The sequence below is a fragment of the Streptomyces hebeiensis genome, assembly GCF_052983195.1.
Genome location: NZ_CM129812.1, coordinates 4,863,687 through 4,888,530 on the forward strand (window position 1 = coordinate 4,863,687; position 24,844 = coordinate 4,888,530).

Consider the following 24,844-nt stretch of genomic DNA (forward strand, 5'->3'; position numbering starts at 1 on the left):
CATGCCACCCATGCCACCCATGCGACCCGTGGCCGAGCAGGAGAGCCAGGACGGCCAGGCAGGTCCGGACAGCCAGGACGGCTACGACTATGTCGTCGTCGGCGGCGGCACGGCCGGCTCGGTGATCGCCTCCCGCCTCACCGAGGATCCGGACGTCACCGTCGCCGTCATCGAAGGCGGCCCCTCCGACGTCGACCGTCCCGAGGTGCTGACCCTGCGGCGCTGGATGGGCCTGCTGGGCGGTGAGCTGGACTACGACTACCCCACCACCGAGCAGCCACGCGGCAACTCGCACATCCGGCACAGCCGCGCCCGGGTGCTGGGCGGCTGCTCCTCCCACAACACGCTCATCGCGTTCAAGCCGCTGCCGTCCGACTGGGACGAGTGGGCGGCCGCCGGGGCCGAGGGCTGGGACGCCGCCGCCATGGACCCGTACTTCGCCCGGCTGCGCAACAACGTCGTACCGGTGGACGAGGCCGACCGCAACGCCATCGCCCGGGACTTCGTCGACGCGGCGCGCGGCGCGCTCGGCGTCCCGCGCGTCGAAGGGTTCAACAAGAAGCCCTTCCACGAGGGCGTCGGCTTCTTCGACCTGGCGTACCACCCGGAGAACAACAAGCGTTCCTCCGCCTCGGTCGCCTACCTCCACCCCTTCCTGGACCGGCCGAATCTGCACATCGCGCTGGAGACCTGGGCGTACCGGCTGGAGTTCGACGGTACGCGCGCCACGGGCGTGCGCGTCCGCGCCGCGGACGGCACCGAGCGGCTGGTCCGGGCCCGCCGCGAGGTCCTCGTCTGCGCGGGCGCGGTGGACTCCCCGCGCCTGCTGCTGCACTCGGGCATCGGGCCCCGCGCGGACCTGGAACGGCTCGGCATCCCGGTCGTGCACGACCTGCCGGGCGTCGGCGAGAACCTGCTGGACCACCCCGAGTCGGTCATCGTCTGGGAGACGAACGGGCCGATCCCGGAGAACTCGGCGATGGACTCGGACGCGGGCCTGTTCGTCCGGCGCGACCCGGCGGCCGAGGGGCCGGACCTGATGTTCCACTTCTACCAGATCCCCTTCACCGACAACCCGGAGCGGCTGGGGTACGAACGCCCCGCGCACGGTGTGTCGATGACGCCGAACATCCCCAAGCCGCGCAGCCGTGGCCGCCTCCACCTGACGAGCGCGGACCCCGAGGTCAAGCCGGCCCTGGACTTCCGTTACTTCACCGACGAGGACGACTACGACGGCCGGACGCTCGTGGACGGCATCCGGATCGCGCGGCAGGTCGCCGCCGCCGAGCCGCTGGCGAACTGGCTCGCCCGCGAGGTCTGCCCCGGGCCCGAGGTCACCTCGGACGAGGAGCTGAGCGAGTACGCCCGCAAGGTCGCGCACACCGTCTACCACCCGGCGGGGACCTGCCGCATGGGCGCGGCGGCCGACGAACAGGCCGTCGTGTCGCCCGACTTGAGGATCCGCGGTCTGGAAGGCATTCGCGTCGCGGACGCGTCCGTCTTCCCGACCATGCCGGCGGTGAACCCGATGATCGGCGTGCTGATGGTCGGCGAGAAGTGCGCGGACCTCCTCAGGAACGCCACGGGCGACGACACCCGGACCGATACGGGCACGGACGGCGACACGGGCACGGACAGCGGCACAGGCACCGACACGGGCACGGACCAGGAGGCGCGGATCCGATGAGCGTTCTGAACGAAGCGGGCAAGGACGGTACGGGACGGACGGGGCGGACCGAGGACGAGCGGAGCACGCGGGCCCTCGCCCCGCCGGGCACCGAGGCGGAGGTGTCGACCCGCCCGCCGGTGTTCGGCGTGCGCAACGTGTGGAAGGTCTTCGGGCCCAAGGCGGAGCGCGTCCCGGGCGATCCCGGACTGGCCGGGCTCTCCCCGGCCGGCCTGCGCGCCCGCACCGGCTGCACCGCCGCCGTGCGCGATGTGTCCTTCGACGTCCGCAAGGGCGAGGTCTTCGTGGTCATGGGCCTGTCCGGCTCCGGGAAGTCCACCCTCGTACGCTGCCTGACCCGGCTCATCGAGCCGACGGCCGGGGAGATCCTCATCGACGGCGAGGACGTCCTCTCGATGGACCGGACCCGGCTGCGCGAGCTGCGCCGGCACCGGGCGGCCATGGTCTTCCAGCACTTCGGCCTGTTGCCGCACCGCACGGTCCTCGACAACGTCGCCTACGGCCTGGAGGTCCAGGGGATGGGCCGCGCCGAGCGCCGTGAGCGGGCTGCCGAGATGGTCGCCAAGGTCGGCCTGGACGGGCTGGAGTCGCGCCGGCCCGGGCAGCTGTCGGGCGGCCAGCAGCAGCGCGTCGGTCTGGCGCGGGCGCTGGCGGTCGACCCGGAGGTGCTGCTGTTCGACGAGCCGTTCAGCGCGCTCGACCCGCTGATCCGGCGTGACATGCAGGAGGAGGTCGTGCGGCTGCACCGCGAGGAGCACCGCACGATGGTCTTCATCACGCACGACCTCAACGAGGCGCTGCGCCTGGGCGACCGGATCGCGCTGATGCGGGACGGCCGCATCGTGCAGCTGGGCACGCCGGAGGAGATCGTGGGCCGGCCCGCGGACGCGTACGTACGGGACTTCGTCCGCGACGTGCCGCGCGAACAGGTCATCAGCGTCCGCTCCGCCATGCGCCGGGTGGAACCGGGCGAGAGCGACCGGGGCCCCTCGCTCGCCCCGGGCGCGACGGTGGCCGCGGCGATCGAGGCCGTGGCCCGCACCGGTGAGCCGGTGGCCCGGGTGGTCGACGAGGGCAGGCTGCTCGGGGTCGTGGACCGGGAGTGCCTGCTGGACGTGGTGGCGGGAACGATGAGCGAGCGCGACGCGTCCGACGAACCGGACGAGTCGGGTGCTTCCGGTGCCTCCGGCGGACCGGATGCGCCCGTCGGACCGGATGCGCCCGTCGGACCGGATGCGCCCCGCAAGCCCGACGGACCCGACGGACCCGACGGGGCGCGGGCGAGGTCCGACCGGGCGGTGCGTTGATGGCCCACGCCCCGACCCCGACCCCGACCGCGAGCACCACCCCGACCCCGACCGCGAGCACCACCGCGCCCCCGGCCCCCACCGGCGCCGGGCCCGCTCCCCGCGGCCGGCTCGCCTCCGCCCTGCGCGCCCACGCGCTCACCAAGCTCCTGCCCTTCGCCGTCTTCGCCGCCGTGCTCCTCCCGGCGGCGCTCACGCTCCGGCCCGGCACCGCCTGGCCGGACGCCCTGACCGTCGATCTGTCCGGTCCCCTCGGCAGCGCCAGCGACTGGATCATCGACAACCGCGACAGCCACCCCCTCTTCCTCTACTTCTTCGGGCACATCAGCAACGCCGTGGTGCTCTCCGTGCGTGCCGTGTACCTGGTCCTGCTCGGTGCGGGCTGGGCCGGTGTCACCGCCGCGGCCGGGCTGATCGCCTGGCGGGTGGCGGGCGTACGGCTCGCCCTCACCGCGGTGGCCTCGATCGCCGTCTGCGGGCTGCTCGGCATGTGGGTGCCGACGATGCAGACGCTGGCCCTGATGGTCGTCGCGGTCGTCGTCTCCGTCCTGCTCGGCGCGCTCCTCGGCCTCGCCGCCGGGCTCTCCGACCGGCTGTACCGCGTGCTGCGGCCCGTGCTCGACACCATGCAGGTGCTGCCCGCGTTCGCGTACCTGCTGCCGGTGGTGCTGATCTTCGGCATCGGCGTCCCGGCGGCCGTCCTCGCCACCGTCGTCTACGCGGCCCCGCCGATGGCCCGGCTCACCGCGCTCGGCCTGCGTGAGGCGGACCGCGGGGTCATGGAGGCCGTGACCTCGCTCGGCACGACGGCGCGGCAGCGGCTGCTGAGCGCGCGGCTGCCGCTCGCCCGCGAGCAGCTGCTCCTCGGCCTCAACCAGACGATCATGATGGCGCTCTCCATGGCCGTGATCGCCTCCGTCATCGGCGCGGGCGGCCTCGGTGACCGCGTCTATCAGGCGCTGGCCTCGGTCGACGTGGGCGCGGCGCTGGCCGCCGGGCTGCCGATCGTGCTGCTGGCCGTGGTGCTGGACCGGGTGACGGCCGCGGCCGGCTCAGGATCGGGCCCGACCGCGTCCGGCGCGTCCCCGTCCGGCGCGTCCCTGTCCGGTACGGGCGGCGGCGCCGGTGGCCGGCTCCGCGGGGCCTGGTTGGGGCCGGGGCGGACCGGCTGGGTGCTCGTCGCCGTCGCGGCCGTCGCCGTCGCGCTCGCCGGACGCCTCGCCGGCCGGCTGAACTGGCCCGGCTCCTGGACCGTCGCCATCGCCGAGCCCGTCAACGTCGCCGTCGACTGGATGACCGCCCACCTCTACTCGGGCGTGCCCGTCGTCGGCGGCACCGCGGACTGGGCCGGCCGCTTCACCACCTGGGTCCTGGACCCGCTGCGCGGCGGCCTCCAGGGGCTGCCCTGGTGGGCACTGCTGCTGGTCGTGGCCGCGCTCGCGCTGGCGATCGGCACCTGGCGGACCGCGCTCACCGCCGTCCTCGCCCTGGCCCTGATCGGGGTGCTCGGGGTGTGGAACCCGTCGCTGGACACGCTGTCCCAGGTGCTGGCCGCCGTTGTGGTCACCCTGGTCATCGGCTTCGCCACGGGCGTCGCGGCGGCGCGCAGCCGCCGGGTGGAGGCGCTGCTGCGGCCCGTGCTCGACGTCTTCCAGACGCTCCCGCAGTTCGTCTACCTGATCCCGGTGGTCGCCCTGTTCGGGGTCGGCCGGGCGCCGGCGGTCGCGGCGGCGGTGGTCTACGCGCTGCCCGCGGTCGTCCGCATCACCACCCAGGGGCTGCGCGAGGTCGACGCGTCCGCGCTGGAGTCGGCGCGCTCGCTGGGGGCGACCGGCGGCCAGCAGCTGCGCCAGGTCCAGCTCCCGCTCGCGGGCCCGGCCCTGCGCCTCGCCGTCAACCAGGGCGTCGTGCTGGTCCTCGCCGTCGTCATCATCGGCGGCCTGGTCGGCGGCGGCGCGCTCGGCTACTCCGTCGTCTTCGGCCTGGCCCAGGGCGATCTGGCGACGGGGCTGGTCGCGGGCGCTGCGATCGTCTGCCTCGGCCTGCTGCTCGACCGGGTCAGCCAGCCCACGGAACGCGCGGGCGCCGACCGGAAGGGGGCCTGACATGGCTCGTACACCTCACACCCGTACCCGCACGCGAGCCCTTACCCGCGCCCGTACCCGTACCCGCGCCCGTACCCGTGGCGCCGCCGCGCTCGCCTCCGCGTGCGCCCTGGTCGCGGTCACGGGCTGCGGCGCGGCCGACATGACCAAGCAGGCGTCGCCGTACGCCAACGCCCAGGGGGCGAAGTCCGTCACGCTCGCCGTCCAGTCCTGGGTGGGCGCGCAGGCGAACGTCGCCGTCGTGAAGTACCTGCTCGAACACGAGCTGGGCTACCACGTGGACACCGTCCAGATCGACGAGGTCCCCGCGTGGGACGCCCTCAGCCAGGGCCGGGTGGACGCGATCCTGGAGGACTGGGGCCATCCGGAGCAGGAGAAGCGGTACGTCGACGACAAGAAGACGATCGCCTCCGGCGGCGGCCTCGGCGTCACCGGCCACATCGGATGGTTCGTCCCGACGTACTTCGCGAAGCAGCACCCGGACGTCACCGACTGGCGCAACCTCAACAAGTACGCCGACCGGCTCCGCACCCCGGAGAGCGGCGGCAAGGGCCAGCTGCTGGACGGTTCGCCGTCGTACGTCACGAACGACAAGGCACTGGTCAGCAATCTGAACCTGGACTACCAGGTCGTCTTCGCGGGCTCCGAGGCGGCGCAGATCACGCAGATCGAGCAGTTCGCGAAGGAGAAGAAGCCCTTCCTGACCTACTGGTACAAGCCCCAGTGGCTGTTCGAGAAGGTCCCGATGACGGAGGTCCGGCTCCCACCGTACAAGGAGGGCTGCGACGCCGACGCGCGGAAGGTCGCGTGCGCGTATCCGCACACGCCGCTGGAGAAGTTCCTCAACGCGGACTTCGCGGAGAAGGGCGGGGCGGCGGCCGCGCTGATGAAGAACTTCCGGTGGACGACGGAGGAGCAGAACGAGGTCGCGCTGATGATCGCGGAGCGGAAGATGTCACCGGACGACGCGGCGGCGGCGTGGGTGAAGGAGAACAGGCCGGTGTGGCAGAAGTGGCTGCCGAAGCGGAAGTGACGGCGGGCCGGGGCCGGAACCGGCTCCTGGCGGCGTGACCGTCCTTTCGTCGGGCTGCCGCGGGCCGGCGGTACGGCGTGACGCGTGCCGTACCGCCGGCCAGGGGCCCTACTTCGCCGGAGCGTCCTCGTGGCCGAGGCCCCGGTCACTCGTCGGCGCGGGCGTCACCCGCCGTCCCCCGTCCGGCAGGTCAGCAGGGCCGGACGCCGAAGACGGGGGTCCACGACGCCGTGCCGGAGCCCTTGGCGACGTGCGACCAGCGCTCGCTTCCGTCGGAGTTGTAGAACCGGGCCCGGGTGCCGCTGGTCTGGTTGTTGTTGAAGACCCCGTCGCCGATGCCCGAGAAGCTGTAGTAGCCGCAGGTGTAGTAGTCGTAGCGGTAGCCGCGGCCGTCCTGGATGCACAGCCAGCCGCTGCCGCAGCTGATGGCGTTGGTGCTGGGCGGCGTGCTGCCCGGCGCCGGGACGGTCAGCGTGCCGCCCGGGATCTTCACCTTGTCGGTGCCGATCTGCCGGGATTCCGGGTGCTCGGCCACGTAGCTGTCGATCCGCTGCTGGAGCGGGGACTTCTGCGCGGGAGCGGCCGCTGCCGTGGTCACCGCGGCCTGCCCGGCCACCAGGGCCACCGCGGCGGCGGCCGCCGCCAGGACTTTGCGTGGTGCGAGGTTCATGGTTCCCCCAAGGTCGTCTGCCGGCGTCGGCTTTCCTCGCCTGCGCCGTCTGTGACGCCAGCATCGGCCTGCCGGACGTGACGGGACAACGCTTTCGGTGTCAGGCGAAACAGACAGGTCAGGCAGAGCCGGTCAGGCGGGCCAGCCGGTCAGGCAGAGCCGGTCAGGCGGGCCAGCCGGTCAGGCGGGCCGGAGCGGGGGGTGCGCGGAGGGTCGCGGCGGCTCGGAGGGCGCGCCTTCGAGCAGGGCCCGGCCCAGCGGGCTGAGGGCGTGGAGGGCGGCCGTGCCGTCCCTGCGGGTGGTGATCAGCCCCGTCTCGCGCAGGACCTTCAGATGTTCGCTCGCCGACGCGGGAGACGTGCGCACCCGCCGGGCCAGCTCGGTCGTACACCGTCCGTCCGCGGTGGCTTCCAGGACCGCCGCGCGCGTGCGGCCGATCAGCGCGGCCACCTCGCGCCGGGCGCCCTCCGCCGGGGGCACGGCCCAGCGGGGGTCGTGGGTGACGGGATAGACGAGCACCGGCGGCAGGTCCGGATCCCGGAGGACGGTGGGGTGTCCCCAGCAGAAGAAGGAGGGGAGGAGCAGCAGCCCCCGTCCGTCCAGGTGGAGGTCACGGTCGAAGGAGCCGTGGTTCAGGCACAGGACGGGAGACCGCCACTGGACCGACGGGTGCAGGGTGGCCAGGAGCTGGTCCACCCCGCCGCGGAGGACGACGGTGGCCCGCTGCGACCGGTCGGCCGCCAGATGCCGTTCGACGGCGGGCCAGTACGGCGCGAGGAGGGCCAGCCGGAACGCGGCGATGGCGTCCGCGAGGTCGCACAGGGGGCGGGCCCGCCCTTCGGCCAGCGTCCGGAGCCAGGGCAGTTCGCGGCGCTCGGGCGGCAGAGCGTCCAGCTCCCGCCGTAACCGCGTGCGCGGTACCCGGCGTACGGCCTCCAGGCCCGCCTCGACGCCCTCGGCCGACTCGGCGGGGGTGAGGAAGTCCGGCGAGTACCCCCGGGCCGGGGTCACGGCGAGCAGCCGGCGCATCGGCGCGTCCAGCCGGGCTCTGGCGGCCCGGCGCCAGACGTCGAACACCAGCGGACCGTCGTGCGTCTGCAGCGCGTGAGCGGCCAGCAGCACCTCCCAGAGGGGATCCGGCCGCTCGGCCACGGTGACCCGGCCGAGATCGGCCGGGGAGAATCGGATACGTAAACCCATCTGCGTGTGCCCTCCCCGTGAGGATGCGTGGCACCATCCTGCACGCGTGGCGGGGAGGGAGTTCGGTGTTTCGACGGGGTGTGGCCGGTCTTGTGGCGTACGGCCCGCGTCGGGGGTACGGGCCCGCGTCGGGTTTCCCGGTCCGTCGCCTCCGGGCGCAGGGGGTGGGCGCGGGGACCGGCCCCGGGGCACGAACGCGCCCGCGCCGGGGCCCGAACCCGCGCCGGGGCCCGGCCCGCCGGAGTCCGGCCCCGGGCCGACGGACCCGCGCCGTGGGCGGGCCCGGCAGCGGTCAGTTCTTGTACTGGCCCGGGGTGTAGTGGCCCGGGACCTTCCGGGTCGACACGGCGAACCGGTTCCATCCGTTGATCACCGTGATCGCCGCGATCAGGTGCGCCAGCTCGGTCTCCTCGAAGTGCTCCGCGGCCCTCGCGTACACCTCGTCCGGGACGAAGCCGTCCGTCAGGACGGTGATCGCCTCGGCCAGCTCGATCGCGGCGATCTCCTTCGGCGTGTAGAAGTGTCGCGACTCCTCCCACGCGCTCAGCTGGACGATCCGCTCCACCGACTCGCCCGCCGCCAGCGCGTCCTTGGTGTGCATGTCCAGGCAGAACGCGCAGTGGTTGAGCTGCGAGGAACGGATCTTGACCAGTTCGAGCACCGTGGGATCGACACCCTGCCGGGCCGCCGCGTCCAGTCGGACCATCGCCTTGTAGACCTCGGGGGCGAGCTTGGCCAGGTCCATGCGCTGGGTGTGCTCGGGGGCGTATCCGTTGGCCGTCCCGGCCGCGTGAGCCGCCTTGGCTTCCGCCGTGCCGGTTCCGGTCGTGTTCGTTGTCGTCGTCATACCGAGGACGCTAGACCGGCGGTGGCACAGCGGTATGGTCCACTTCTGTGACGGATTCCCGGGCCAATCCCCCGACGGGCGCCCACGGCGGTGTCCGCTCCGCCGAACGTGCCGGAAAAGGCGCCACCGGACGGGCCGGCAAAGGCGCCACCGAACGTCCCGCCGAACCCCGGAGCACCTTCGGCGCCGACCTGCACCTCGAACTGCGCTCCGCCCTCGCCCCGGGCGGCGCCCCCGGCACGCGTTCCGGTTCCCCCGCCGGGCACGTCGGGCTCCGCGCGGGAATCATGGACGCCCTGCGCGACGCCGTCCGTACGGGCCGCCTCGCGCCCGGCACCCGGCTGCCCTCCTCCCGCTCGCTGGCCGCCGACCTGGGCATCGCCCGTAACACCGTGGCCGACGCGTACGCCGAACTCGTCGCCGAGGGCTGGCTCACCGCCCGGCAGGGTTCCGGCACCCGGGTGGCGCGGCGGTCCGCGCCGCGCCGGCCCGCGCCCGCCGCGCCCCGCACCCGGCCCACCCGCCGCCGGCCCGCTTACAGCCTGCTGCCCGGCTCGCCCGACCTGTCCGGCTTTCCCCGGACCCAGTGGCTCGCGGCGGCCCGTCGCGCGCTGACCGCCGCGCCGCACGAGGCCCTCGGCTTCGGCGACGCGTCCGGCCGGATCGAACTGCGTACCGCCCTCGCGGACTACCTGGCCCGTGCCCGCGGGGTGTACGCGGTGCCCGAGCGCATCGTCGTCTGCGGCGGCTTCGTCCACGCCCTGACGCTGCTGGGCGGCGTGCTCAGGGCGCGGCGGCTGCGGGAGGTCGCCGTCGAGTCGTACGGTCTCGGCTTCCACCGGGACCTGCTGCGCGACGCGGGCCTGCGGACCCGGGTGCTGACGGTGGACGACAGGGGCGCCCGGACCGGGGAACTGGCGGGGCTGACGCGTGCGGCCACGGCCGCCGAAGGCCCGGTCGCGGGCACGGGTGACGCGGCGTGGGCGACCGGCGGGGCGGGCGAGGCGACCGGCGGGGCGGGACCCGGGGTACGGGGGGCCGGGGCGCGCGGCGTCGGCGCGGTCCTGATGACGCCCGCCCACCAGTTCCCCACCGGCGCGGCCCTCCACCCCGACCGCCGGGCGGCGGCCGTCGACTGGGCCCGGCGGACGGGCGGCCTGATCCTGGAGGACGACTACGACGGGGAGTTCCGCTACGACCGGCAGCCGGTGGGGGCCCTGCAAGGACTCGACCCCGACCGGGTGGTCTACCTGGGCACGGCCAGCAAGGCGCTGGCGCCGGGCCTGCGGCTGGCCTGGATGGTGCTGCCGGAGGGGCTGGTGGCGGAGGTCACGGCGGCCAAGGCGGCGACGCACTGGGCCTCCAGCGCCCTGGACCAGCTCACGCTCGCGGAGTTCGTGGTGTCCGGTGCGTACGACCGCCATGTCCGCGCGATGCGGCAGCGCTACCGGCGCCGCCGCGACCAACTGGTCGAGGCGCTGGCCGAGCGGGCGCCGGAGAACGGGGTGACGGGGATCGCGGCCGGGCTGCACGCCGTCGTCGAACTTCCGTCCGGTACCGAGCGCGCCGTCGTGGAGGCGGCGGCCTGGCAGGGCCTGGCGGTGGAGGGGCTGGCCGCCTTCCGGCACCCTGCCGCGCCGCCCGGCCCGGACGCGCTGGTCGTCGGCTACGCGACCCCGCCGGACAGCGCGTGGTCGGGCGCGCTGGACGCGCTGTGCCGGGTGCTGCCGTAAGGGCTGTCCCGCAATCCCCGGGGGATCAGCGCGCGGCGTCAGATGCGGTGCATCGCAAGGCGGAGGGGCGCCCGCATACTGGATGTATTCGGGCGTTCCGACAACGCGGCGAGGTGCCGTAGCTGTCGTCGTGCGCCCGCCGGGGATCACGGGACAGCCCTTAACGGTCGCCGGATCCACCGGATGCCCGGGCGCGGCCGACGGCCCCGTCCACCCCATCCGCCCCCATCCGCCCCGATCGCCCCGATCGGCCCCGCGTTTCCGCTTCCGTCGTGAAGCGCGGCGCCATGCCCCGTACGATCATCAACAGGGCATCGCGTGCCGGTCACCGTCCGGGTGAGGCATGGAGGTAGCCCGTGAGAGTGCCCAGTGGAGGCATTTCACCGTGTCAGTCCAGTTGAACCACACCATCGTCCACTCCAGGAACAACCGGGAGTCCGCCGATTTCCTGGCCCATGTCTTCGGTCTCGAGGCCGGAGAGGAATGGGGCCCGTTCGTCCCCGTCGAGCTCGGCAACGGGGTCACGCTCGACTTCGCGACCGTCCCCGAGGGCTCGATCGTTCCCCAGCACTACGCGTTCCTCGTCACCGAGGACGAGTTCGACGGCGTCTTCCAGCGGATCCAGGACGCCGAGCTGACGTTCTGGGCCGATCCGTACCAGCAGCGCCCGGGCGAGATCAACCACAACGACGGCGGACGCGGCGTCTATTTCCTCGATCCGGTGGGGCACGCGCTGGAAGCGCTCACCCGCCCGTACGGCAGCGGCGAGGACAAGAGCTGAGCGGACCGCGCGTAGCACGCGGAAGGACCACCGGCAGGTAACAGCCCCGCGCCCAGGGGCGGCTCGTCCGCCCCTGGGCGTTTTCGTGTGACGGTGCGGGCGTCTACTGTGGGCGGGCACGAACGAGAAACTGTTCGAAAATGTCACGGGGGTGGCGAAGCATGACAGCGCGCCAGATGAGCGAACGCACCAGCGAACTGAGCAGCGAGCGGACGAGCGAGCGGACGAGCGAGCGGATCAGTGATCAGCCGAGCGGGCGGGCGAGCGAGCAATCTCGCAAGCAGGCGGACGAACAGCCGCGGAAGCGGAAGCTGAGGTCGAGCACGGTCGTGCTCGGCAGCATGGGGGTGCTGGCGGTGACGATCACGTCCTGCGGCTCCGAACCCGACAAGCGCTGCGCCGACCGGACCACCCGGGAGACCCTGCCGAGCTCCGCGTGCCGGAGCGGCGGCAGCGGTGGCGGCTCGTACTACTACGGCGGCAAGAGCAGCAACGGCAAGGTCGAGGGCGGCAGTTTCGACAAGTCGGCCGTCGATCGCGGCGGTTTCGGCTGCTCCGGCTCGGGCGGCGGCTGACGGACCGCCGCACGCACGCACGGGAAACAGCAGGACGCCGCCGATACCGCCGAACGACAACCTGACAACGCGCTGATGAAACGTCACACCATCGAACCCCGCCCCGGCTGGCAGCAGACCGTCGAGGAGCAGGGCGTCATCTATCCGCTGACCCGTTACCCGGACGGCTCGCTGCGGCCGTACTGGGACGAGAGCGCCTACTACTCCTTCACCCTGCCCGAGGTCGAAGCGCTCGAGGACGTCGTGGCGGAGCTGCACGCCCTGTGCCTGGACGCCGCCGCGCACATCGTGGCGCACGACCGGTTCGCCGACCTGGGCATCACCGATCCGCGCCTGGTGGACCTGATAGCCGAGTCCTGGCGTCGCCGCCGCGAACTGCCCTCGATATACGGCCGGTTCGACCTGCGGTACGACGGCGTGGGCCCGGCCACGATGCTGGAGTACAACGCGGACACCCCGACCTCGCTGGTCGAGGCGGCGAGCGCGCAGTGGTTCTGGATGGAGGACCGGTTCCCCGGCGCCGACCAGTGGAACTCCCTCCACGAACGCCTCGTCGCCGCCTGGGAACGGCAGGCTCCGCTGCTCCCGCCGGGACCCGTGCACTTCGCGCACTCCGACGGGGACGAGCTGGGCGAGGACCTGATGACCGTCGCGTACCTGCGCGAGACCGCCGAACAGGCCGGTCTGGAGACGGCGGCGCTCTCCGTCGAGCAGGTCGGCTGGGACCGGCTCGCCGGCCGCTTCGTCGACGACCGGCTGCGCTTCATCCGCAGCTGCTTCAAGCTCTACCCGTGGGAGTGGCTGGCGACCGACCGCTTCGGCCCGTACGTCCTGGACACGCTGGACAACGGCGGCGGCACGGGCACCACCTGCTGGATCGAGCCCGCCTGGAAGATGCTCCTGTCCAACAAGGCGCTACTGGCGATCCTCTGGGAGCTGAACCCCGGCCATCCCAACCTGCTCCCCGCCTACCTCGACGGCCCCCGCGAACTGGCCGAGCACACCGGTTACGTCGCCAAACCGCTGCTCGGCCGCGAGGGCGCCGGCGTCACCGTCCACGAGCCGGGGGCGCCCCCGGTCGTACGGGACGACGAGGTCTGCTGCTACCAGCAACTGGCCCCGTTGCCCGACGTCGACGGGAACCGCGTGGTGCTCGGCGCGTGGGTGGTCGACGGCGAGGCGGCGGGGCTCGGCATCCGGGAGTCGGCCGGGCTGATCACGGACGAGTACGCCCGCTTCGTCCCGCACGTGATTCCCGGCTGAATCCTCCGAGACGGTGGCCCGGCCCGGGCGGGGCCGGCCGACGGGGGACGACGGCGGCCGACGGGGGACGACGGCGGCCGACGGGGGACGACGGGGGCCGACGGGGGACGACGGCGGCCGACGGGGGACGACGGGGGACGACGGGGGCCGACGGGGGCCGACGGGGGACGACGGGGGACGACGGGGGCCGACGGGGGACGACGGGGGACGACGGGGGCCGAAAACGGCCGGGAGCAGCTGAAAACGGCCGGGAGCGGCCGGGGAGCCGACCCCCGGCCGCCCCGACCACCGCCAGGGCTCCCGCGGGCCCCCGAGGGCCCCGCCTTCCGATCGCTCCCGTCCGCACCCCGCCGACGGCGAACCGCACTCACCCAGCGAGCACCGTCCGCAGTTGCTCGAGCCCCCAGTCCAAGTCCTCCTTGCCGATCACCAGCGGCGGCGCGATCCGGATCGTGGCGCCGTGCGTGTCCTTCACCAGCACCCCCCGCTCCATCAGCCGCTCCGAGACGTCCCGGCCGCTCCCGTGGGTCGGCGCGATGTCCACCCCGGCCCACAGCCCCCGGCCCCGTACCGCTGTCACGCCTCCGCCGCCCAGCAGCAGCCCCAGCTCCTGGTGGAGGTGGTCGCCGAGCTCCGCCGCGCGCTGCTGGAACTCGCCCGTGCGCAGCATGGCGATCACCTCCAGCGCCACCGCGCAGGCCAGCGGGTTCCCGCCGAACGTCGAACCGTGCTCGCCGGGCCGGAAGACCCCGAGCACCTCCGCCGAGGAGACCACCGCGGACACCGGCACGATCCCGCCACCCAGCGCCTTGCCGAGGACGTACACGTCCGGCACCACGCCCTCGTGCTCGCAGGCGAACGTCCGCCCCGTGCGGCCGAGGCCCGACTGGATCTCGTCCACGACGAAGAGCACGTTCCGCTGCCGGGTCAGCTCCCGCACCCCGGCGAGGTAGCCGGCCGGCGGGACCACCACCCCGGCCTCGCCCTGGACCGGCTCCAGCAGGACGGCCACGGTGTTCTCGGTCATCGCCGCGTCCAGCGCCGTGAGGTCCCCGTACGGGACGATCTCGAAGCCGGGGGTGTACGGGCCGAAGTCGTGGCGCGCCTCCGGGTCCGTGGAGAAGCTGACGATCGTGGTCGTACGGCCGTGGAAGTTGTTGCCCGCGACCACGATCTTCGCCATGCCGTCCGGCACGCCCTTGATCCGGTACCCCCACTTCCTGGCCGTCTTGACCGCCGTCTCGACCGCCTCGGCGCCCGTGTTCATCGGCAGCACCATTTCCATGCCGCACAACTCGGCCAGCCGCGCGCAGAACTCGGCGAACCGGTCGTGGTGGAACGCCCGGGAGGTGAGCGTCACCCGCTCCAGCTGTGCCTTGGCGGCCTCGATCAGCCGCCTGTTGCCATGGCCGAAATTGAGCGCCGAGTATCCGGCGAGCATGTCGAGGAAGCGCCGCCCCTCCACATCCGTCATCCACGCGCCCTCCGCCGAGGCGACGACGACGGGCAGCGGGTGGTAGTTGTGGGCGCTGTGGGCCTCCGCCGAGGCGATCGCGCGCGCCGTCAGGGACGCCGAGGGCGCCGTGGGCTTCGGTGGCGCCGCGGACGAGGTGGGAGAGGCAGGAGAAGCGGGAGAGGCAGGAGAAGCGGGGATGGTCGGCGACATCGGGAACTCCGATCGTTCGGAACGAGCCGTGATGAGCCCTGATCAGCCGCGACACGTTCGTATCGAACCGTGATCGGCCGGCGTCGAGCCCCACGGCACGGCGGGGGCAATGCTCATATCTGCCGTCATTTCCTATCCTCGCGCGCCGCGCCCGCACGGCGCCCCGCCCCCGGCGTAGCCCGACCCCGGTACCTCCGATCGGCCATTCGCCCCCCTTCCTTACTACTTACCGGAGACCGGTCACGCGAGTGTCGGAGATCCGTTCCTGAGCTGTCGGCCGCACCTGAGAGAATGGGGTCATGGCCTCTGACCGACCTCGCGCGCTCTCCGGTATCCAGCCCACCGCCGGCTCGTTCCACCTCGGCAACTACCTGGGGGCGGTGCGCCAGTACGTCGCGTTGCAGGACACGCACGACGCGTTCTACATGGTCGTGGATCTGCACGCGATCACCGTCCCGCAGGATCCCGCCGAGCTGCGCGCCAACACCCGCCTCGCCGTCGCGCAGCTGCTCGCCGCCGGGCTCGACCCGCAGCGCTGCACGCTCTTCGTCCAGAGCCACGTCCCCGAGCACGCCCAGCTCGCCTGGGTGATGAACTGCCTGACGGGCTTCGGCGAAGCGTCCCGGATGACGCAGTTCAAGGACAAGTCCGCCAAGCAGGGCGCGGACCGCACCACGGTCGGCCTGTTCACCTACCCGATCCTCCAGGTCGCGGACATCCTGCTCTACCAGGCGGACGCGGTCCCGGTCGGTGAGGACCAGCGCCAGCACGTTGAGCTGACGCGCGACCTCGCCGAGCGCTTCAACGGCCGGTTCGGGGAGACCTTCCGGGTCCCCGCCCCGCACATCGTCCGGGAGGTCGCCAAGATCTACGACCTCCAGGAGCCGGCGACGAAGATGAGCAAGTCGGCCTCCACGCCCAAGGGTCTGGTCAATCTGCTGGACGAGCCGAAGGCCACGGCGAAGAAGATCAAGAGCGCGGTCACCGACACCGGCACGGAGATCCGCTTCGACCGGGAGGCCAAGCCCGGTGTGAGCAATCTCCTCACCATCTACGCGACCCTCACCGGCACAAGCGTCCCGGAGTTGGAGGCGCGGTACGAGGGCAAGGGCTACGGCGCGCTGAAGACGGACCTCGCGGACGTCGTGGTCGAGTTCGTCACCCCGTTCCGGGCCCGTACGCAGGAGTACCTGGACGATCCTGAGACGCTGGACTCGATCCTGGCCGAGGGCGCGGACAAGGCCCGTACGGTCGCGGCGGAGACCCTCGCCCAGGCGTATGAGAAGGTCGGCTTCCTGCCGGCCAAGCACTGACGGCGCGGGGCGGGCGGTCCCGCGTCGAGCGGTGCGGCACCGGCCGCGTCACCGCCGCCCCGTACACGCCGGAACCGCGGACCGGCCGACCGCGGACCGGCCGACACCACGGACCGACCGACCACCCGCGGCCGACCCGTCGCCCCGACAGCCCCCGACGACTTCCCTACGGCCACCCGGCCCGTCCACCCATCCGACACATCACCCGAGGAGCCCGATGTGGGGACCGTAACGCTCGGCGTTTCGATCGCGGTCCCGGAGCCGTACGGCAGCCTGATCCAGGAGTGGCGTACGGGCTTCGGGGATGACGCCGCGCACGGCATCCCCACCCATGTCACGCTGCTGCCGCCCACCGAGGTCGACGCCTCCGCGCTGCCCGCCGTCGAGGCCCACCTCGCCGAGGTGGCGTCGGCCGGACGGCCCTTCCCGATGCGGCTCTCCGGCACCGGTACGTTCCGGCCGCTCTCCCCGGTCGTCTTCATCCAGGTCGTCGAGGGCGGCTCCGCCTGCGCCTGGCTGCAGGAGCGGGTCAGGGACTCGTCCGGCCCGCTTCAGCGCGAGCTCCTGTTCCCGTACCACCCGCACGTCACAGTGGCGCACGGCATCGCCGAGGAGGCGATGGACCGTGCGTACGAGGAGCTGGCCGACTACGCGGCGGAGTGGAGCTGCACGTCCTTCGCCCTGTACGAGCAGGGTGCGGACGGCGTCTGGCGCAAGTTGCACGAGTACGCGTTCGGGGGCGGCGGGGAGACCACGGGGGTCCCCTCCCAGAGCCTCCCCGCCGACCGGCCCACCTCGTTGCGCCCCTGACGGACGGGCCCGGCTCCGGCGGCGACGGCCGGTCGGCGGCGCGCCGCCCCTCCCGGGGGTCAGACGAGCAGCCGACGGTAGAGCGGGCGCGGCAGATGGCGCAGCGCCGACATCACCAGCCGCAGCGCACCGGGCACCCACACCGTCTCCGAGCGCCGCCGCAGGCCCAGTTCGATCGCCGCGGCCACCGCTTCGGGGGTGGTCTCCGGCACCGGCACCGGCCCGTACGGGCGGCTGTCCGCCGTGGCGCGCGGCGAGCGCGACCGCACGGCACCGGGCCTGACGACCATGACGTGCACCCCCGTACCCTCCATGGCGTCCCCGAGCCCCTGGGTGAACGTGTCGAGCCCCGCCTTGCTCGACCCGTAGATGAAGTCCTCGCGGCGGGCCCGTTCGCCGGCCACCGACGAGAGCACCACCAGCGAGCCGTGTCCCTGCGCCTGGAGTGCCGCAGCGGACACCAGCGCGGCCGAGACCGCGCCGGTGTAGTTCGTCTGCGCGACGCGCACGGCGGCGAGCGGATCGGCCTCGTCGTGCGCCTGGTCGCCGGGGATCCCGAAGGCCAGCAGCACCATGTCGACGGGCCCGTCCGCGAAGACCTTGCCGAGCGCCGCCGCGTGCGCGGCCGGGTCCAGGGCGTCGAACGCGACCGTACGGACGTCGGCGCCCAGGGCGCGCAGTCCGTCGGCGGCGCTCTCCAGGGCGGGGGAGGGGCGGCCCGCCAGCCGGACCGTACGCGTACGGCGGACGATCAGCCGGCGCGCGGTCGCCAGCCCGATCTCGGACGTGCCGCCGAGGACGAGGAGGGAGCGCGGAGGGCCGGAGGTGTCCTTCGTCGCGGGTCGCAGTCGCATGGGGGTCGCTCCTTGCGGGGGCCGTCGGTACGGGTGATGCCGTGACCGTATCGCCCCATAGATCATTCTTTGCGGCCTTCGATGCGGTGCTCGTATGAATGGGTGGTCGGCGACCGGCTGGAACCGTGTTCCCCGGGTAGGCCATTGTTCATGGACTGGCTGAAGAAACTCCCCGTGATCGGCCCGTTCGTCGTCCGGCTGACGCGGACACACGCCTGGCGCTCGTACGAGAGGCTGGACCGGGTCCACTGGACCCGGCTGGCCGCCGCCATCACGTTCATCAGCTTCATCGCGCTCTTCCCGCTGATCACCGTGGCGGCGGCGATCGGGGCCGCGCTGCTCAGCCCCGATCAGCTGGACCGGATCCAGAACGCCATCGCCAAGCAGGTGCCGGGGATCTCCGGCCAGCTCGACATCCACGGCCTCGTCGCCAACGCGGGCACGGTCGGGGTGGTGGCGGGCGCGCTGCTGCTCCTCACCGGCATCGGCTGGATCGGCTCGATGCGGGAGTGCCTGCGGGCCGTCTGGGAGACGGAGGAGAAGGACGAGGGCAACCCGGTCCTGCTCAAGGCCAAGGACGGCGCGGTCCTGGTGGGGCTCGGGGCGGCGGGGCTCATCTCGTTCGGCGCGTCGGCCCTCGCCTCCACGGCCGTCGGCCGGACCGCCCGCCTGCTGGGCGTTCCCGAGCACGGGGCGGGCGGCGCGCTGCTCTCGGTGGCGGCGCTCGCGGTGGGCGTACTGGCCGATTTCCTGCTGCTGCTGTACGTCCTGACGCTGCTGCCCCGCGTCCGTCCGCCGCGCCGCCGGCTCGTCGTGGCCGCGCTGATCGGCGCCATCGGGTTCGAGCTGCTGAAACTGCTGCTCGGCGGCTACATGAGGGGCGTGGCGACGAAGAGCATGTACGGCGCCTTCGGGGTGCCCGTGGCGCTGCTGCTGTGGATCAACTTCACCGCGAAGCTGCTGCTCTTCTGCGCGGCGTGGACGGCGACGCGCGGCAAGGGGGAAGAGGAAGAGGGGCAGGCGACGGCGACGGGGACGACGGAGGAACCGCCCGGACCCGGACCGAAAGGTACGGGCCCGGCCGGGCCCGTCGAACCCGGCGGAGCCACCCGCGCCGGCGGGGGGTGAGGCGCCGCTACGGGCGGGGACGGCGGCGGACCATGTCCGGGAGCGGGTGGCGGCGGTTGACCAGGAACACCGCGCCCGAGAGCACGATCAGCGCGGCGCCCGCGAGGGCGAGGGCGATACCCATGCCGCCCGAACCGCCGTTGTGCGCGGCGGCGACCTGGCCCCCGGTGGATCCGGCCGAGTCGGCGCCGGCCGCGGTCGGCTTCGACGACGGGTTCGTCTCCGCCGACTTCGGCGGCACCAGCGTGCCCACCGGCTTGACCTTCCCGGCGGCGGCGAAGCCCCAGTCCAGCAGCCGAGCCGACTCCTGGTAGACCGCGTGGGCCTCGGTGGACGACGGGTTCATGACCGTCACCAGCAGCACCCTGCCGTCGCGCTCCGCGACCCCGGTGAAGGTCGCGCCCGCGTGCGTGGTGTTGCCGTTCTTGACCCCCGCGATGCCCCGGTACTGGCTGACGCCGTCGGCACCGGTCAGCAGCCGGTTGGTGTTCTGGATCTCGAACATCTCGCGCTTGCGCGGGACGGCCCCCTCCCGCTCGCTCCCGGTGCCCTGCTGGTCCGTGTCGGCCTGCGCGGTTCCGGTCTTCTCGTCCTTCTCGTCCTTCTCGTCCTTCTTCGGCTTGACGTACTCACCGGGGAACTTCGCGGAAGGCGTCGCGCAGTACTCCCGGAAGTCCTTCTTCTGCAGTCCGGAGCGGGCGATCAGGGTCAGGTCGTACGCGCTGGAGACCTGGCCCTCCGCGTCATAGCCGTCCGGTGAGACCACGTGCGTGTCGAGAGCCTGGAGTTCGTTCGCGTGGGCCTGCATCTCCTTGACGGTCTTGGGCACGCCGCCGTTCATCGCGGCCAGCGCGTGCACCGCGTCGTTGCCGGAGCGCAGGAAGACGCCCATCCAGAGGTCGTGGACGGAGTACGGGAGGTTCTCCTTGACCCCGACCAGGCTGCTGCCGTCGCCCATGCCCTGGAGGTCGGCGGGGGCCACCTTGTACTCCTTCTCCTTGGGCCACCTGGGCAGCAGGGTGTCCGCGAAGAGCATCTTGAGGGTGGAGGCGGGCGGCAGCCGCCAGTGCGCGTTGTGCGCGGCCAGCACCTCGCCCGACTCGGCGTCCGCGACGATCCAGGCCCGGCCGCTCAGCTGCTTCGGCAGGACCGGGGCCCCGGCCCCGAGGTCCACCTGGGTGCCCGCCGTGCCGAGCCTGGCGCCGCCGACCGTGGACATCGAGGCGGGCGGCCGGGGCTGCTTCGGACCCGGCGTGGGCGTCGCGCTGTCCGCGACGGACGGCGTCGCGGTCAGAAGAGGAAGCAATGCGGCGGCGGTGACCGTGAGAGCGGTCTTCTTGAGAGCGGGCACGACCGAGAAGGTACAGGGGGCGGCGACCGGTGCCGACATCGCCCGAACGGAGGACGCGGACGAGGCGGCGGCCACCGGCCCCGGGGCCGGTCCGGGGCCGGCCACGGGGTCCGTGCCCGGCCGATGCCGCCCCCGCTGCCGATCCCCTGAAAGAGACGGCGATACTGAACCCATGAAGCTCAGCCGCCCCGTGTCCTGGTTCCTGCTCGTCTTCGGGGTCTGGAGCTGGTTCATCTGGATCACTTTCGTCAAGAACCTGTGGCAGGACGGGAGCGGACTCGCGTTCGACGACGCCGGTGACCCCACCGGGTACTTCTGGGTCCACCTGCTGCTCGCCATCGTGTCCTTCCTTCTCGGGACGGTCATCGGAGTGATCGGGTTCCGAGGTGTGCGCGCCCTGCGGCGGGAACAGCGGTAGCGGCGGCGGACGCGGTGCAGTGGTAGCGACGGGAAGAGGGACCTGTACGTGGTCGTCGTGGTCATTTTGATGGTGCTGGTGGTCATCGCGCTGCTCGTCGGAGCGCACTGGTACCTGTGGAGACGCCTGGTGCACGACACCACGGCGCCGGGCTCGGCCGCCCGGAGGCTTGGTACGGCGGCGCTCGTCGTGCTGCCGTTACTGGCCGTGGGGGCGCTGACTTCCGGACGGTCCGGTGCGCCCTTCTGGGTGCAGCAGGTGCTCGCCTGGCCGGGGCACCTGTGGCTGGCGACGCTGCTGTACCTGCTGCTGGCGCTCGCGGTGGGCGAGGCCGTACGCCCGTTCCTGCGCCGCGCGCTGGACCGCCGCGACGCCCGCGCGGGCGCGGGCCCGGTCCCGGCGGGCACGCCGGCCGGCACGGTCCCGGTCGGCGCGGGCGCGGCGGGTCCGGCCGCGGCGGGCACCCCGGTCTCCGGTGCCGGAAAGGCCGACGCCCAAGCCGCCGGCATGGCGAGCGTGACGGACACGGCGGGCGTGGTGGGCGCGGCGGCGCCGCTCGCACCCTCCGCGCCGGACGGAGGCACCGGGCCTTCCGCACCGGCCGGCGCCGCCACACTGACCCCCACCGCCGCATCCGCACCGGCCTCCGCATCGGGGTCCGCGCAGACGGGCGGTATCACGACGAGTCCGGCAACGACGGGCTCGGCAACGACGGGCTCCGCACCCGTACCGGAGCCGGCCGGTGCCTCCGCCGCGGTCGCCCGGCCGTCGCGTCGGCTCTTCGTCTCCCGGGTCGTCGGCGGAGCCGCGGCCGCGGCGGCGCTCGGGACCGTCGGCTACGGCACCTACGGCGTCCTGCGCGGCCCGCGCCTCAAGCGCGTCACCGTGCCCCTCGCCAAGCTGCCCCGGGCCGCGCACGGGTTCCGTATCGCCGTCGTCAGCGACATCCACCTCGGCCCGACCCTCGGCCGCGCCCACACCCTGCGCATCGTCGACACCATCAACTCCGCCCGGCCCGACCTGATCGCGGTCGTCGGGGACATGGTGGACGGCACCGTCGAGGACCTGGGGCCGGCCGCCGAGCCGCTCGCCGGGCTGGAGGCACCGCACGGCGCCTTCTTCGTCACCGGCAACCACGAGTACTTCTCCGGCGCGGACGCCTGGGTCGACCACGTACGCGAACTGGGGATGCGTCCCCTGGAGAACGAGCGCGTCGAGATCGCGGGCTTCGACCTCGCCGGGGTCAACGACGTCGCCGGCGAGAGCGAGGGCGCGGGACCGGACTTCGCGAAGGCGCTCGGCGACCGCGACCGCGGCCGTGCCTCCGTCCTCCTCGCGCACCAGCCCATCGTGATCGACGACGCCGTGGAGCACGGCGTGGACCTCCAGCTCTCCGGCCACACCCACGGCGGCCAGCTGTGGCCCGGCAGCCTCCTCGCGGGCCTTGCCAATCCCACCGTCGCCGGGCTGGAACGTTACGGCGACACCCAGCTGTACGTGTCCCGGGGCGCCGGTGCCTGGGGCCCGCCCGTACGGGTGGGCGCGCCCTCCGACATCACCATCGTCCAGCTGGCGTCGCGTCAGGCATGACAGGAGGGGGGCCGGGCCCCGCCCCCGGCCCGGCGGGCGACGGGCGCGCGGTACCTGTCGGACGGGACGGGCATCCGGCGGCCGTGGGCGCCGGCCGGGCTCTGGGCGCCGTCACCGCTGAAGGGCCGCCGGCGGCGCGCCGCGCTCGGCGAGAGCCCGGCGGAGCCGCATCACCCCTTCCGCCAGCTGAGTGGTGCCCGGCGTGCTGATGTAGCTCAGCCGCAGGTGGGGGGCGGGCGCTTCGGCGGTGAAGTAGGGGCCGCCGGCGGTGACCGCCACGCCGTGGCGCAGGGCGGTCGTGGTGACGGCGCGCTCGTCGGTGCCGTCGGGCAGCCGCAGCCACAGGTGGCATCCGCCGCGGGGCGGCCGGGGCGGCAGGAGGGCGGGCAGGGCACCGCCCAACGCGGTGAGCAGGGTGGTCCGGCGCTCGTGCAGCGTGCCGGCGAGCGCCCGCAGGTGACGGGCCCAGGCGGGGGAGCCGACCAGTTCGAGGGCGGTCTCCTGGAGCGGGCGGGGGACGAAGAAACTGTCGACGGCCTGGATCGCGCGCAGCCGCCCCTGCACCGGACCACGGGCGGTCAGGGCCGCGATCCGCAGGCTGGGGGATGCCGCTTTGGTCAGCGAGCGCACATGGACGACGACGCCGTGCGGATCGTCGGCGGCCAGCGGGAGCGGCAGGGGCGGGGAGTCCGCGTGCACCAAGTGGCGGGCGAAGTCGTCCTCGACGACGAAGGCGCCCGCCGCCCGGGCGATGTCGAGCACGGCGGTGCGCCGCGGCGGGGACAGGATGGCGCCGGTGGGGTTGAGGAACAGCGGCTGGCAGACGAACACCCGGGCCCGGGTGGCCTCGAACGCCTCGGCCAGCAGGTCGGTGCGTACGCCGTCCGCGTCGACCGGTACGGGGACGGGCCGCAGTCCGGCGGCGCGGGCCACGGCGAGTACGCCGGGATACGTGGGTGACTCGACCAGGACGGGGGAGCCGGGCGAGGCCACGGCCCGCAGGGCGGTGGTGAGCGCGCTCTGGCCGCCAGCGGTGATCAGGACGTCCGAGGCGTCGAGCGAGCCGGCCGGCCCGCCGATGTCGCGGGCGAACCAGTCCCGTAGCTCGGCCAGGCCCTCCGCCGGGGGCCGGGACCAGGTGCCGGGCCTGCGGCCGGCCCGGGCCAGGGCGCCGGCCAGGGCGCGTTCCGGCCGGATCGACGCGTGCAGGTAGCCGCCGTTGAGGTCGATGACCTCGGGCGGCAGGGCGGCGAGGGTGGCCAGCACCCCGGCGGCGTCCACGCCGCGCGGGCCCGTGTCGAGGGCGGCGTGCGGCGGGTCCGCGCTCAGCGCCACCTCCTGCCAGGAGACGTCGCCGAGACCGCCCGCGACGCGCCGGGCGGTGGCCTTGAAGACACCGGTGCCGGGGCGGGAGGCCACGAGCCCCTCGGCGGCGAGGGTGGCGACGGCCCGGGAAACCGTCACGGGGCTGACCTGGTACCGCGTCACCAACTCCCTGCTGGACGGGAGCTTCTCACCATCCGAGTAGCGGTCCAGCTCCTTTCGCAAGGTCGCGGTCAGGCGAGCCACACTGCTACTGTCATTCATGACAGTACAAGATAGCGCTACTCCCGCCTCCGCGATAGCGGTCCGCAGCGGTACTCCCCTGGCCGCGCTCGGCGTGGTGTGCTTCTCGTTCAGCTTCCCGGCGACCGTATGGGCCCTGGAAGGACTCGGCCCGTGGACGGTGACCGGCGTGCGGGGTCTGCTGGCGGGCCTGCTGGCGGCGGCCTGCCTGTACGGGGCCCGGGTCCCGCTGCCCGGCCGGGAGCACTGGCCGGGGCTGCTCACGGTGGCCGGCGGCTGCTCCATCGGCTTTCCGCTGCTGACCGCGCTCGCCCTCCGGACGTCCACCAGCGCGCACTCCGCCGTCGTCATCGGCATCCTGCCGCTGGCCACCGCCGCCGTCTCGTCCGTCCTGACCGGCCGACGCCCGTCGCGCGCGTTCTGGGCGGCCGCCGGCTTCGGCGCCCTCACCGTGGTCGCCTTCACGCTCCAGCAGAGCCACGGCCTGCCGGCCCTGGGGGACGTGTACCTCTTCGGCGCGCTGCTGGTGTGCGCCGCGGGATACGCCCAGGGCGGCAGGCTCGCCTCCCACATGCCCGGCTGGCAGGTCATCGCCTGGGGAGTGGTCGCCGCTCTCCCGGTGTCCGCACTGGTCGCAGCGCTGGCCCTGCCCGAGGAGCCGGTGCACGTGACGGGCCGGGCGGTCGTCGGCATGGCCTACCTGGCGGCCGTCTCCTCGTTCGGCGGGTTCGTCGCGTGGTACCGCGGCATGGCCGCCATCGGGGTGCCCAGGGCGAGCCAGATCCAGCTCGCCCAGCCGCTGCTCACCCTCGTGTGGTCGGTCCTGCTGCTGGAGGAACCGCTCTCACCCCTCGCCCCTGTCGCGGCCCTGATCGTCCTCGGCTGCATCGCGGTCACCCAGCGCGCGCGAAGCTGACCGAGACGCGCGAGGCGCGTGGGTACGTCTC

Annotated in this window: 21 protein-coding genes; 14 read left to right on the forward strand and 7 right to left on the reverse strand. The window is 73.5% G+C overall.

Annotated features, from left to right (window positions below):
- Window positions 1–19 precede the first annotated feature (19 nt).
- Genes ACU6P3_RS20935 through ACU6P3_RS20950 form a run of 4 tightly spaced genes read left to right on the forward strand, consistent with a single transcriptional unit; the run spans window position 20 to window position 6,132 of the window.
- The gene (locus tag ACU6P3_RS20935) at window positions 20–1,687 is read left to right on the forward strand and encodes a GMC family oxidoreductase (protein ID WP_447197991.1); all 1,668 of its coding nucleotides are present in this window, start codon (window positions 20–22) and stop codon (window positions 1,685–1,687) included.
- Window positions 1,684–2,994 (forward strand): quaternary amine ABC transporter ATP-binding protein, encoded by a 1,311-nt coding sequence (locus ACU6P3_RS20940; RefSeq protein ID WP_447193620.1) that lies wholly within the window; start codon window positions 1,684–1,686, stop codon window positions 2,992–2,994. Before ACU6P3_RS20935 ends, ACU6P3_RS20940 begins: the two co-directional genes overlap by 4 nt.
- Window positions 2,994–5,099, forward strand: a complete 2,106-nt coding sequence (locus tag ACU6P3_RS20945; RefSeq protein ID WP_447193621.1) for an ABC transporter permease subunit — start codon at window positions 2,994–2,996, stop codon at window positions 5,097–5,099. Before ACU6P3_RS20940 ends, ACU6P3_RS20945 begins: the two co-directional genes overlap by 1 nt.
- A 1-nt stretch (window position 5,100) precedes the next feature.
- Complete coding sequence (locus tag ACU6P3_RS20950) at window positions 5,101–6,132, forward strand: ABC transporter substrate-binding protein (protein WP_447193622.1); 1,032 nt, start codon at window positions 5,101–5,103, stop codon at window positions 6,130–6,132.
- Window positions 6,133–6,322: 190 nt separating this feature from the next.
- On the opposite strand, the gene ACU6P3_RS20955 is transcribed toward ACU6P3_RS20950, so the two are convergent.
- The 3 genes from ACU6P3_RS20955 to ACU6P3_RS20965 all read right to left on the reverse strand — a co-directional run bounded on the left by ACU6P3_RS20955 (window position 6,323) and on the right by ACU6P3_RS20965 (window position 8,849).
- Complete coding sequence (locus ACU6P3_RS20955) at window positions 6,323–6,802, reverse strand: hypothetical protein (protein ID WP_030747197.1); 480 nt, start codon at window positions 6,800–6,802, stop codon at window positions 6,323–6,325.
- A gap of 180 nt (window positions 6,803–6,982) precedes the next feature.
- Entirely contained in the window at window positions 6,983–8,002 is a 1,020-nt protein-coding gene (locus ACU6P3_RS20960; protein ID WP_447193623.1) for an ArsR/SmtB family transcription factor, read from the reverse strand.
- A gap of 292 nt (window positions 8,003–8,294) precedes the next feature.
- Window positions 8,295–8,849, reverse strand: a complete 555-nt coding sequence (locus ACU6P3_RS20965) for a carboxymuconolactone decarboxylase family protein (RefSeq protein ID WP_447193624.1) — start codon at window positions 8,847–8,849, stop codon at window positions 8,295–8,297.
- Window positions 8,850–9,040: 191 nt separating this feature from the next.
- On the opposite strand from ACU6P3_RS20965, the gene ACU6P3_RS20970 reads away from it, so the two are divergent.
- The 4 genes from ACU6P3_RS20970 (at window position 9,041) to ACU6P3_RS20985 (ending at window position 13,201) form a co-directional block, all read left to right on the forward strand.
- Complete coding sequence (locus ACU6P3_RS20970) at window positions 9,041–10,582, forward strand: aminotransferase-like domain-containing protein (protein WP_447197992.1); 1,542 nt, start codon at window positions 9,041–9,043, stop codon at window positions 10,580–10,582.
- A gap of 385 nt (window positions 10,583–10,967) precedes the next feature.
- A complete protein-coding gene (locus ACU6P3_RS20975) occupies window positions 10,968–11,363 on the forward strand; it encodes a VOC family protein (RefSeq protein WP_447193625.1) in 396 nt (131 codons plus the stop codon).
- A gap of 341 nt (window positions 11,364–11,704) precedes the next feature.
- A complete protein-coding gene (locus ACU6P3_RS20980) occupies window positions 11,705–11,938 on the forward strand; it encodes a hypothetical protein (RefSeq protein ID WP_447197993.1) in 234 nt (77 codons plus the stop codon).
- A 75-nt stretch (window positions 11,939–12,013) separates the two neighbouring features.
- Window positions 12,014–13,201, forward strand: coding sequence for a glutathionylspermidine synthase family protein (locus ACU6P3_RS20985; protein ID WP_344283491.1), 1,188 nt, complete (start codon window positions 12,014–12,016; stop codon window positions 13,199–13,201).
- 367 nt (window positions 13,202–13,568) lie between these two features.
- Here ACU6P3_RS20985 and rocD read toward each other — a convergent pair whose 3' ends face one another.
- A complete protein-coding gene (rocD, locus tag ACU6P3_RS20990; protein WP_447193626.1) occupies window positions 13,569–14,867 on the reverse strand; it encodes an ornithine--oxo-acid transaminase in 1,299 nt (432 codons plus the stop codon).
- 299 nt (window positions 14,868–15,166) lie between these two features.
- On the opposite strand from rocD, the gene trpS reads away from it, so the two are divergent.
- Window positions 15,167–16,180, forward strand: coding sequence for a tryptophan--tRNA ligase (gene trpS, locus ACU6P3_RS20995; protein ID WP_344283486.1), 1,014 nt, complete (start codon window positions 15,167–15,169; stop codon window positions 16,178–16,180).
- Window positions 16,181–16,399: 219 nt separating this feature from the next.
- Window positions 16,400–16,990 (forward strand): 2'-5' RNA ligase family protein, encoded by a 591-nt coding sequence (locus tag ACU6P3_RS21000; RefSeq protein ID WP_447193627.1) that lies wholly within the window; start codon window positions 16,400–16,402, stop codon window positions 16,988–16,990.
- Window positions 16,991–17,049: 59 nt separating this feature from the next.
- On the opposite strand, the gene dprE2 is transcribed toward ACU6P3_RS21000, so the two are convergent.
- Window positions 17,050–17,844 (reverse strand): decaprenylphospho-beta-D-erythro-pentofuranosid-2-ulose 2-reductase, encoded by a 795-nt coding sequence (gene dprE2, locus ACU6P3_RS21005; protein WP_447193628.1) that lies wholly within the window; start codon window positions 17,842–17,844, stop codon window positions 17,050–17,052.
- Between the two features lie 150 nt (window positions 17,845–17,994).
- Here dprE2 and ACU6P3_RS21010 point away from each other — a divergent pair, with 150 nt between their 5' ends.
- Entirely contained in the window at window positions 17,995–18,972 is a 978-nt protein-coding gene (locus ACU6P3_RS21010; RefSeq protein WP_447193629.1) for a YihY/virulence factor BrkB family protein, read from the forward strand.
- A gap of 7 nt (window positions 18,973–18,979) precedes the next feature.
- Here ACU6P3_RS21010 and ACU6P3_RS21015 read toward each other — a convergent pair whose 3' ends face one another.
- The gene (locus tag ACU6P3_RS21015) at window positions 18,980–20,323 is read right to left on the reverse strand and encodes a D-alanyl-D-alanine carboxypeptidase family protein (protein WP_447193630.1); all 1,344 of its coding nucleotides are present in this window, start codon (window positions 20,321–20,323) and stop codon (window positions 18,980–18,982) included.
- A gap of 172 nt (window positions 20,324–20,495) precedes the next feature.
- Between ACU6P3_RS21015 and ACU6P3_RS21020 the strand changes: the two genes are divergently transcribed.
- The gene (locus tag ACU6P3_RS21020) at window positions 20,496–20,741 is read left to right on the forward strand and encodes an SCO4848 family membrane protein (RefSeq protein WP_030747162.1); all 246 of its coding nucleotides are present in this window, start codon (window positions 20,496–20,498) and stop codon (window positions 20,739–20,741) included.
- Window positions 20,742–20,810: 69 nt separating this feature from the next.
- Window positions 20,811–22,331 carry a metallophosphoesterase gene (locus ACU6P3_RS21025; protein WP_447197994.1) on the forward strand — a complete coding sequence of 507 codons (1,521 nt, stop codon included), beginning with the start codon at window positions 20,811–20,813 and terminating at the stop codon, window positions 22,329–22,331.
- Between the two features lie 111 nt (window positions 22,332–22,442).
- Here the strand turns inward: ACU6P3_RS21025 and ACU6P3_RS21030 are convergent, their stop codons facing one another.
- Window positions 22,443–23,918, reverse strand: a complete 1,476-nt coding sequence (locus ACU6P3_RS21030; protein ID WP_447193631.1) for an aminotransferase-like domain-containing protein — start codon at window positions 23,916–23,918, stop codon at window positions 22,443–22,445.
- Between ACU6P3_RS21030 and ACU6P3_RS21035 the strand changes: the two genes are divergently transcribed.
- On the forward strand, window positions 23,917–24,813 hold the full coding sequence (locus tag ACU6P3_RS21035) for a DMT family transporter (protein WP_447193632.1): 897 nt from the start codon (window positions 23,917–23,919) through the stop codon (window positions 24,811–24,813). The genes ACU6P3_RS21030 and ACU6P3_RS21035 overlap by 2 nt on opposite strands.
- Window positions 24,814–24,844 lie beyond the last annotated feature (31 nt).

Excerpts from the sequence above, each read along its gene's own strand:
- ACU6P3_RS21035 (WP_447193632.1), top strand. The coding sequence starts at position 23,917 with ATGACAGTACAAGATAGCGCTACTCCCGCCTCCGCGATAGCGGTCCGC.
- ACU6P3_RS20980 (WP_447197993.1), top strand. The coding sequence starts at position 11,705 with ATGGGGGTGCTGGCGGTGACGATCACGTCCTGCGGCTCCGAACCCGAC.
- ACU6P3_RS20935 (WP_447197991.1), top strand. The coding sequence starts at position 20 with ATGCGACCCGTGGCCGAGCAGGAGAGCCAGGACGGCCAGGCAGGTCCG.
- rocD (WP_447193626.1), bottom strand. The coding sequence starts at position 14,867 with ATGTCGCCGACCATCCCCGCTTCTCCTGCCTCTCCCGCTTCTCCTGCC.
- ACU6P3_RS20950 (WP_447193622.1), top strand. The coding sequence starts at position 5,101 with ATGGCTCGTACACCTCACACCCGTACCCGCACGCGAGCCCTTACCCGC.
- ACU6P3_RS21010 (WP_447193629.1), top strand. The coding sequence starts at position 17,995 with ATGGACTGGCTGAAGAAACTCCCCGTGATCGGCCCGTTCGTCGTCCGG.
- trpS (WP_344283486.1), top strand. The coding sequence starts at position 15,167 with ATGGCCTCTGACCGACCTCGCGCGCTCTCCGGTATCCAGCCCACCGCC.
- ACU6P3_RS21020 (WP_030747162.1), top strand. The coding sequence starts at position 20,496 with ATGAAGCTCAGCCGCCCCGTGTCCTGGTTCCTGCTCGTCTTCGGGGTC.
- dprE2 (WP_447193628.1), bottom strand. The coding sequence starts at position 17,844 with ATGCGACTGCGACCCGCGACGAAGGACACCTCCGGCCCTCCGCGCTCC.
- ACU6P3_RS20965 (WP_447193624.1), bottom strand. The coding sequence starts at position 8,849 with ATGACGACGACAACGAACACGACCGGAACCGGCACGGCGGAAGCCAAG.
- ACU6P3_RS20955 (WP_030747197.1), bottom strand. The coding sequence starts at position 6,802 with ATGAACCTCGCACCACGCAAAGTCCTGGCGGCGGCCGCCGCCGCGGTG.
- ACU6P3_RS21025 (WP_447197994.1), top strand. The coding sequence starts at position 20,811 with ATGGTGCTGGTGGTCATCGCGCTGCTCGTCGGAGCGCACTGGTACCTG.
- ACU6P3_RS20940 (WP_447193620.1), top strand. The coding sequence starts at position 1,684 with ATGAGCGTTCTGAACGAAGCGGGCAAGGACGGTACGGGACGGACGGGG.
- ACU6P3_RS20945 (WP_447193621.1), top strand. The coding sequence starts at position 2,994 with ATGGCCCACGCCCCGACCCCGACCCCGACCGCGAGCACCACCCCGACC.
- ACU6P3_RS21030 (WP_447193631.1), bottom strand. The coding sequence starts at position 23,918 with ATGAATGACAGTAGCAGTGTGGCTCGCCTGACCGCGACCTTGCGAAAG.
- ACU6P3_RS20985 (WP_344283491.1), top strand. The coding sequence starts at position 12,014 with ATGAAACGTCACACCATCGAACCCCGCCCCGGCTGGCAGCAGACCGTC.
- ACU6P3_RS20960 (WP_447193623.1), bottom strand. The coding sequence starts at position 8,002 with ATGGGTTTACGTATCCGATTCTCCCCGGCCGATCTCGGCCGGGTCACC.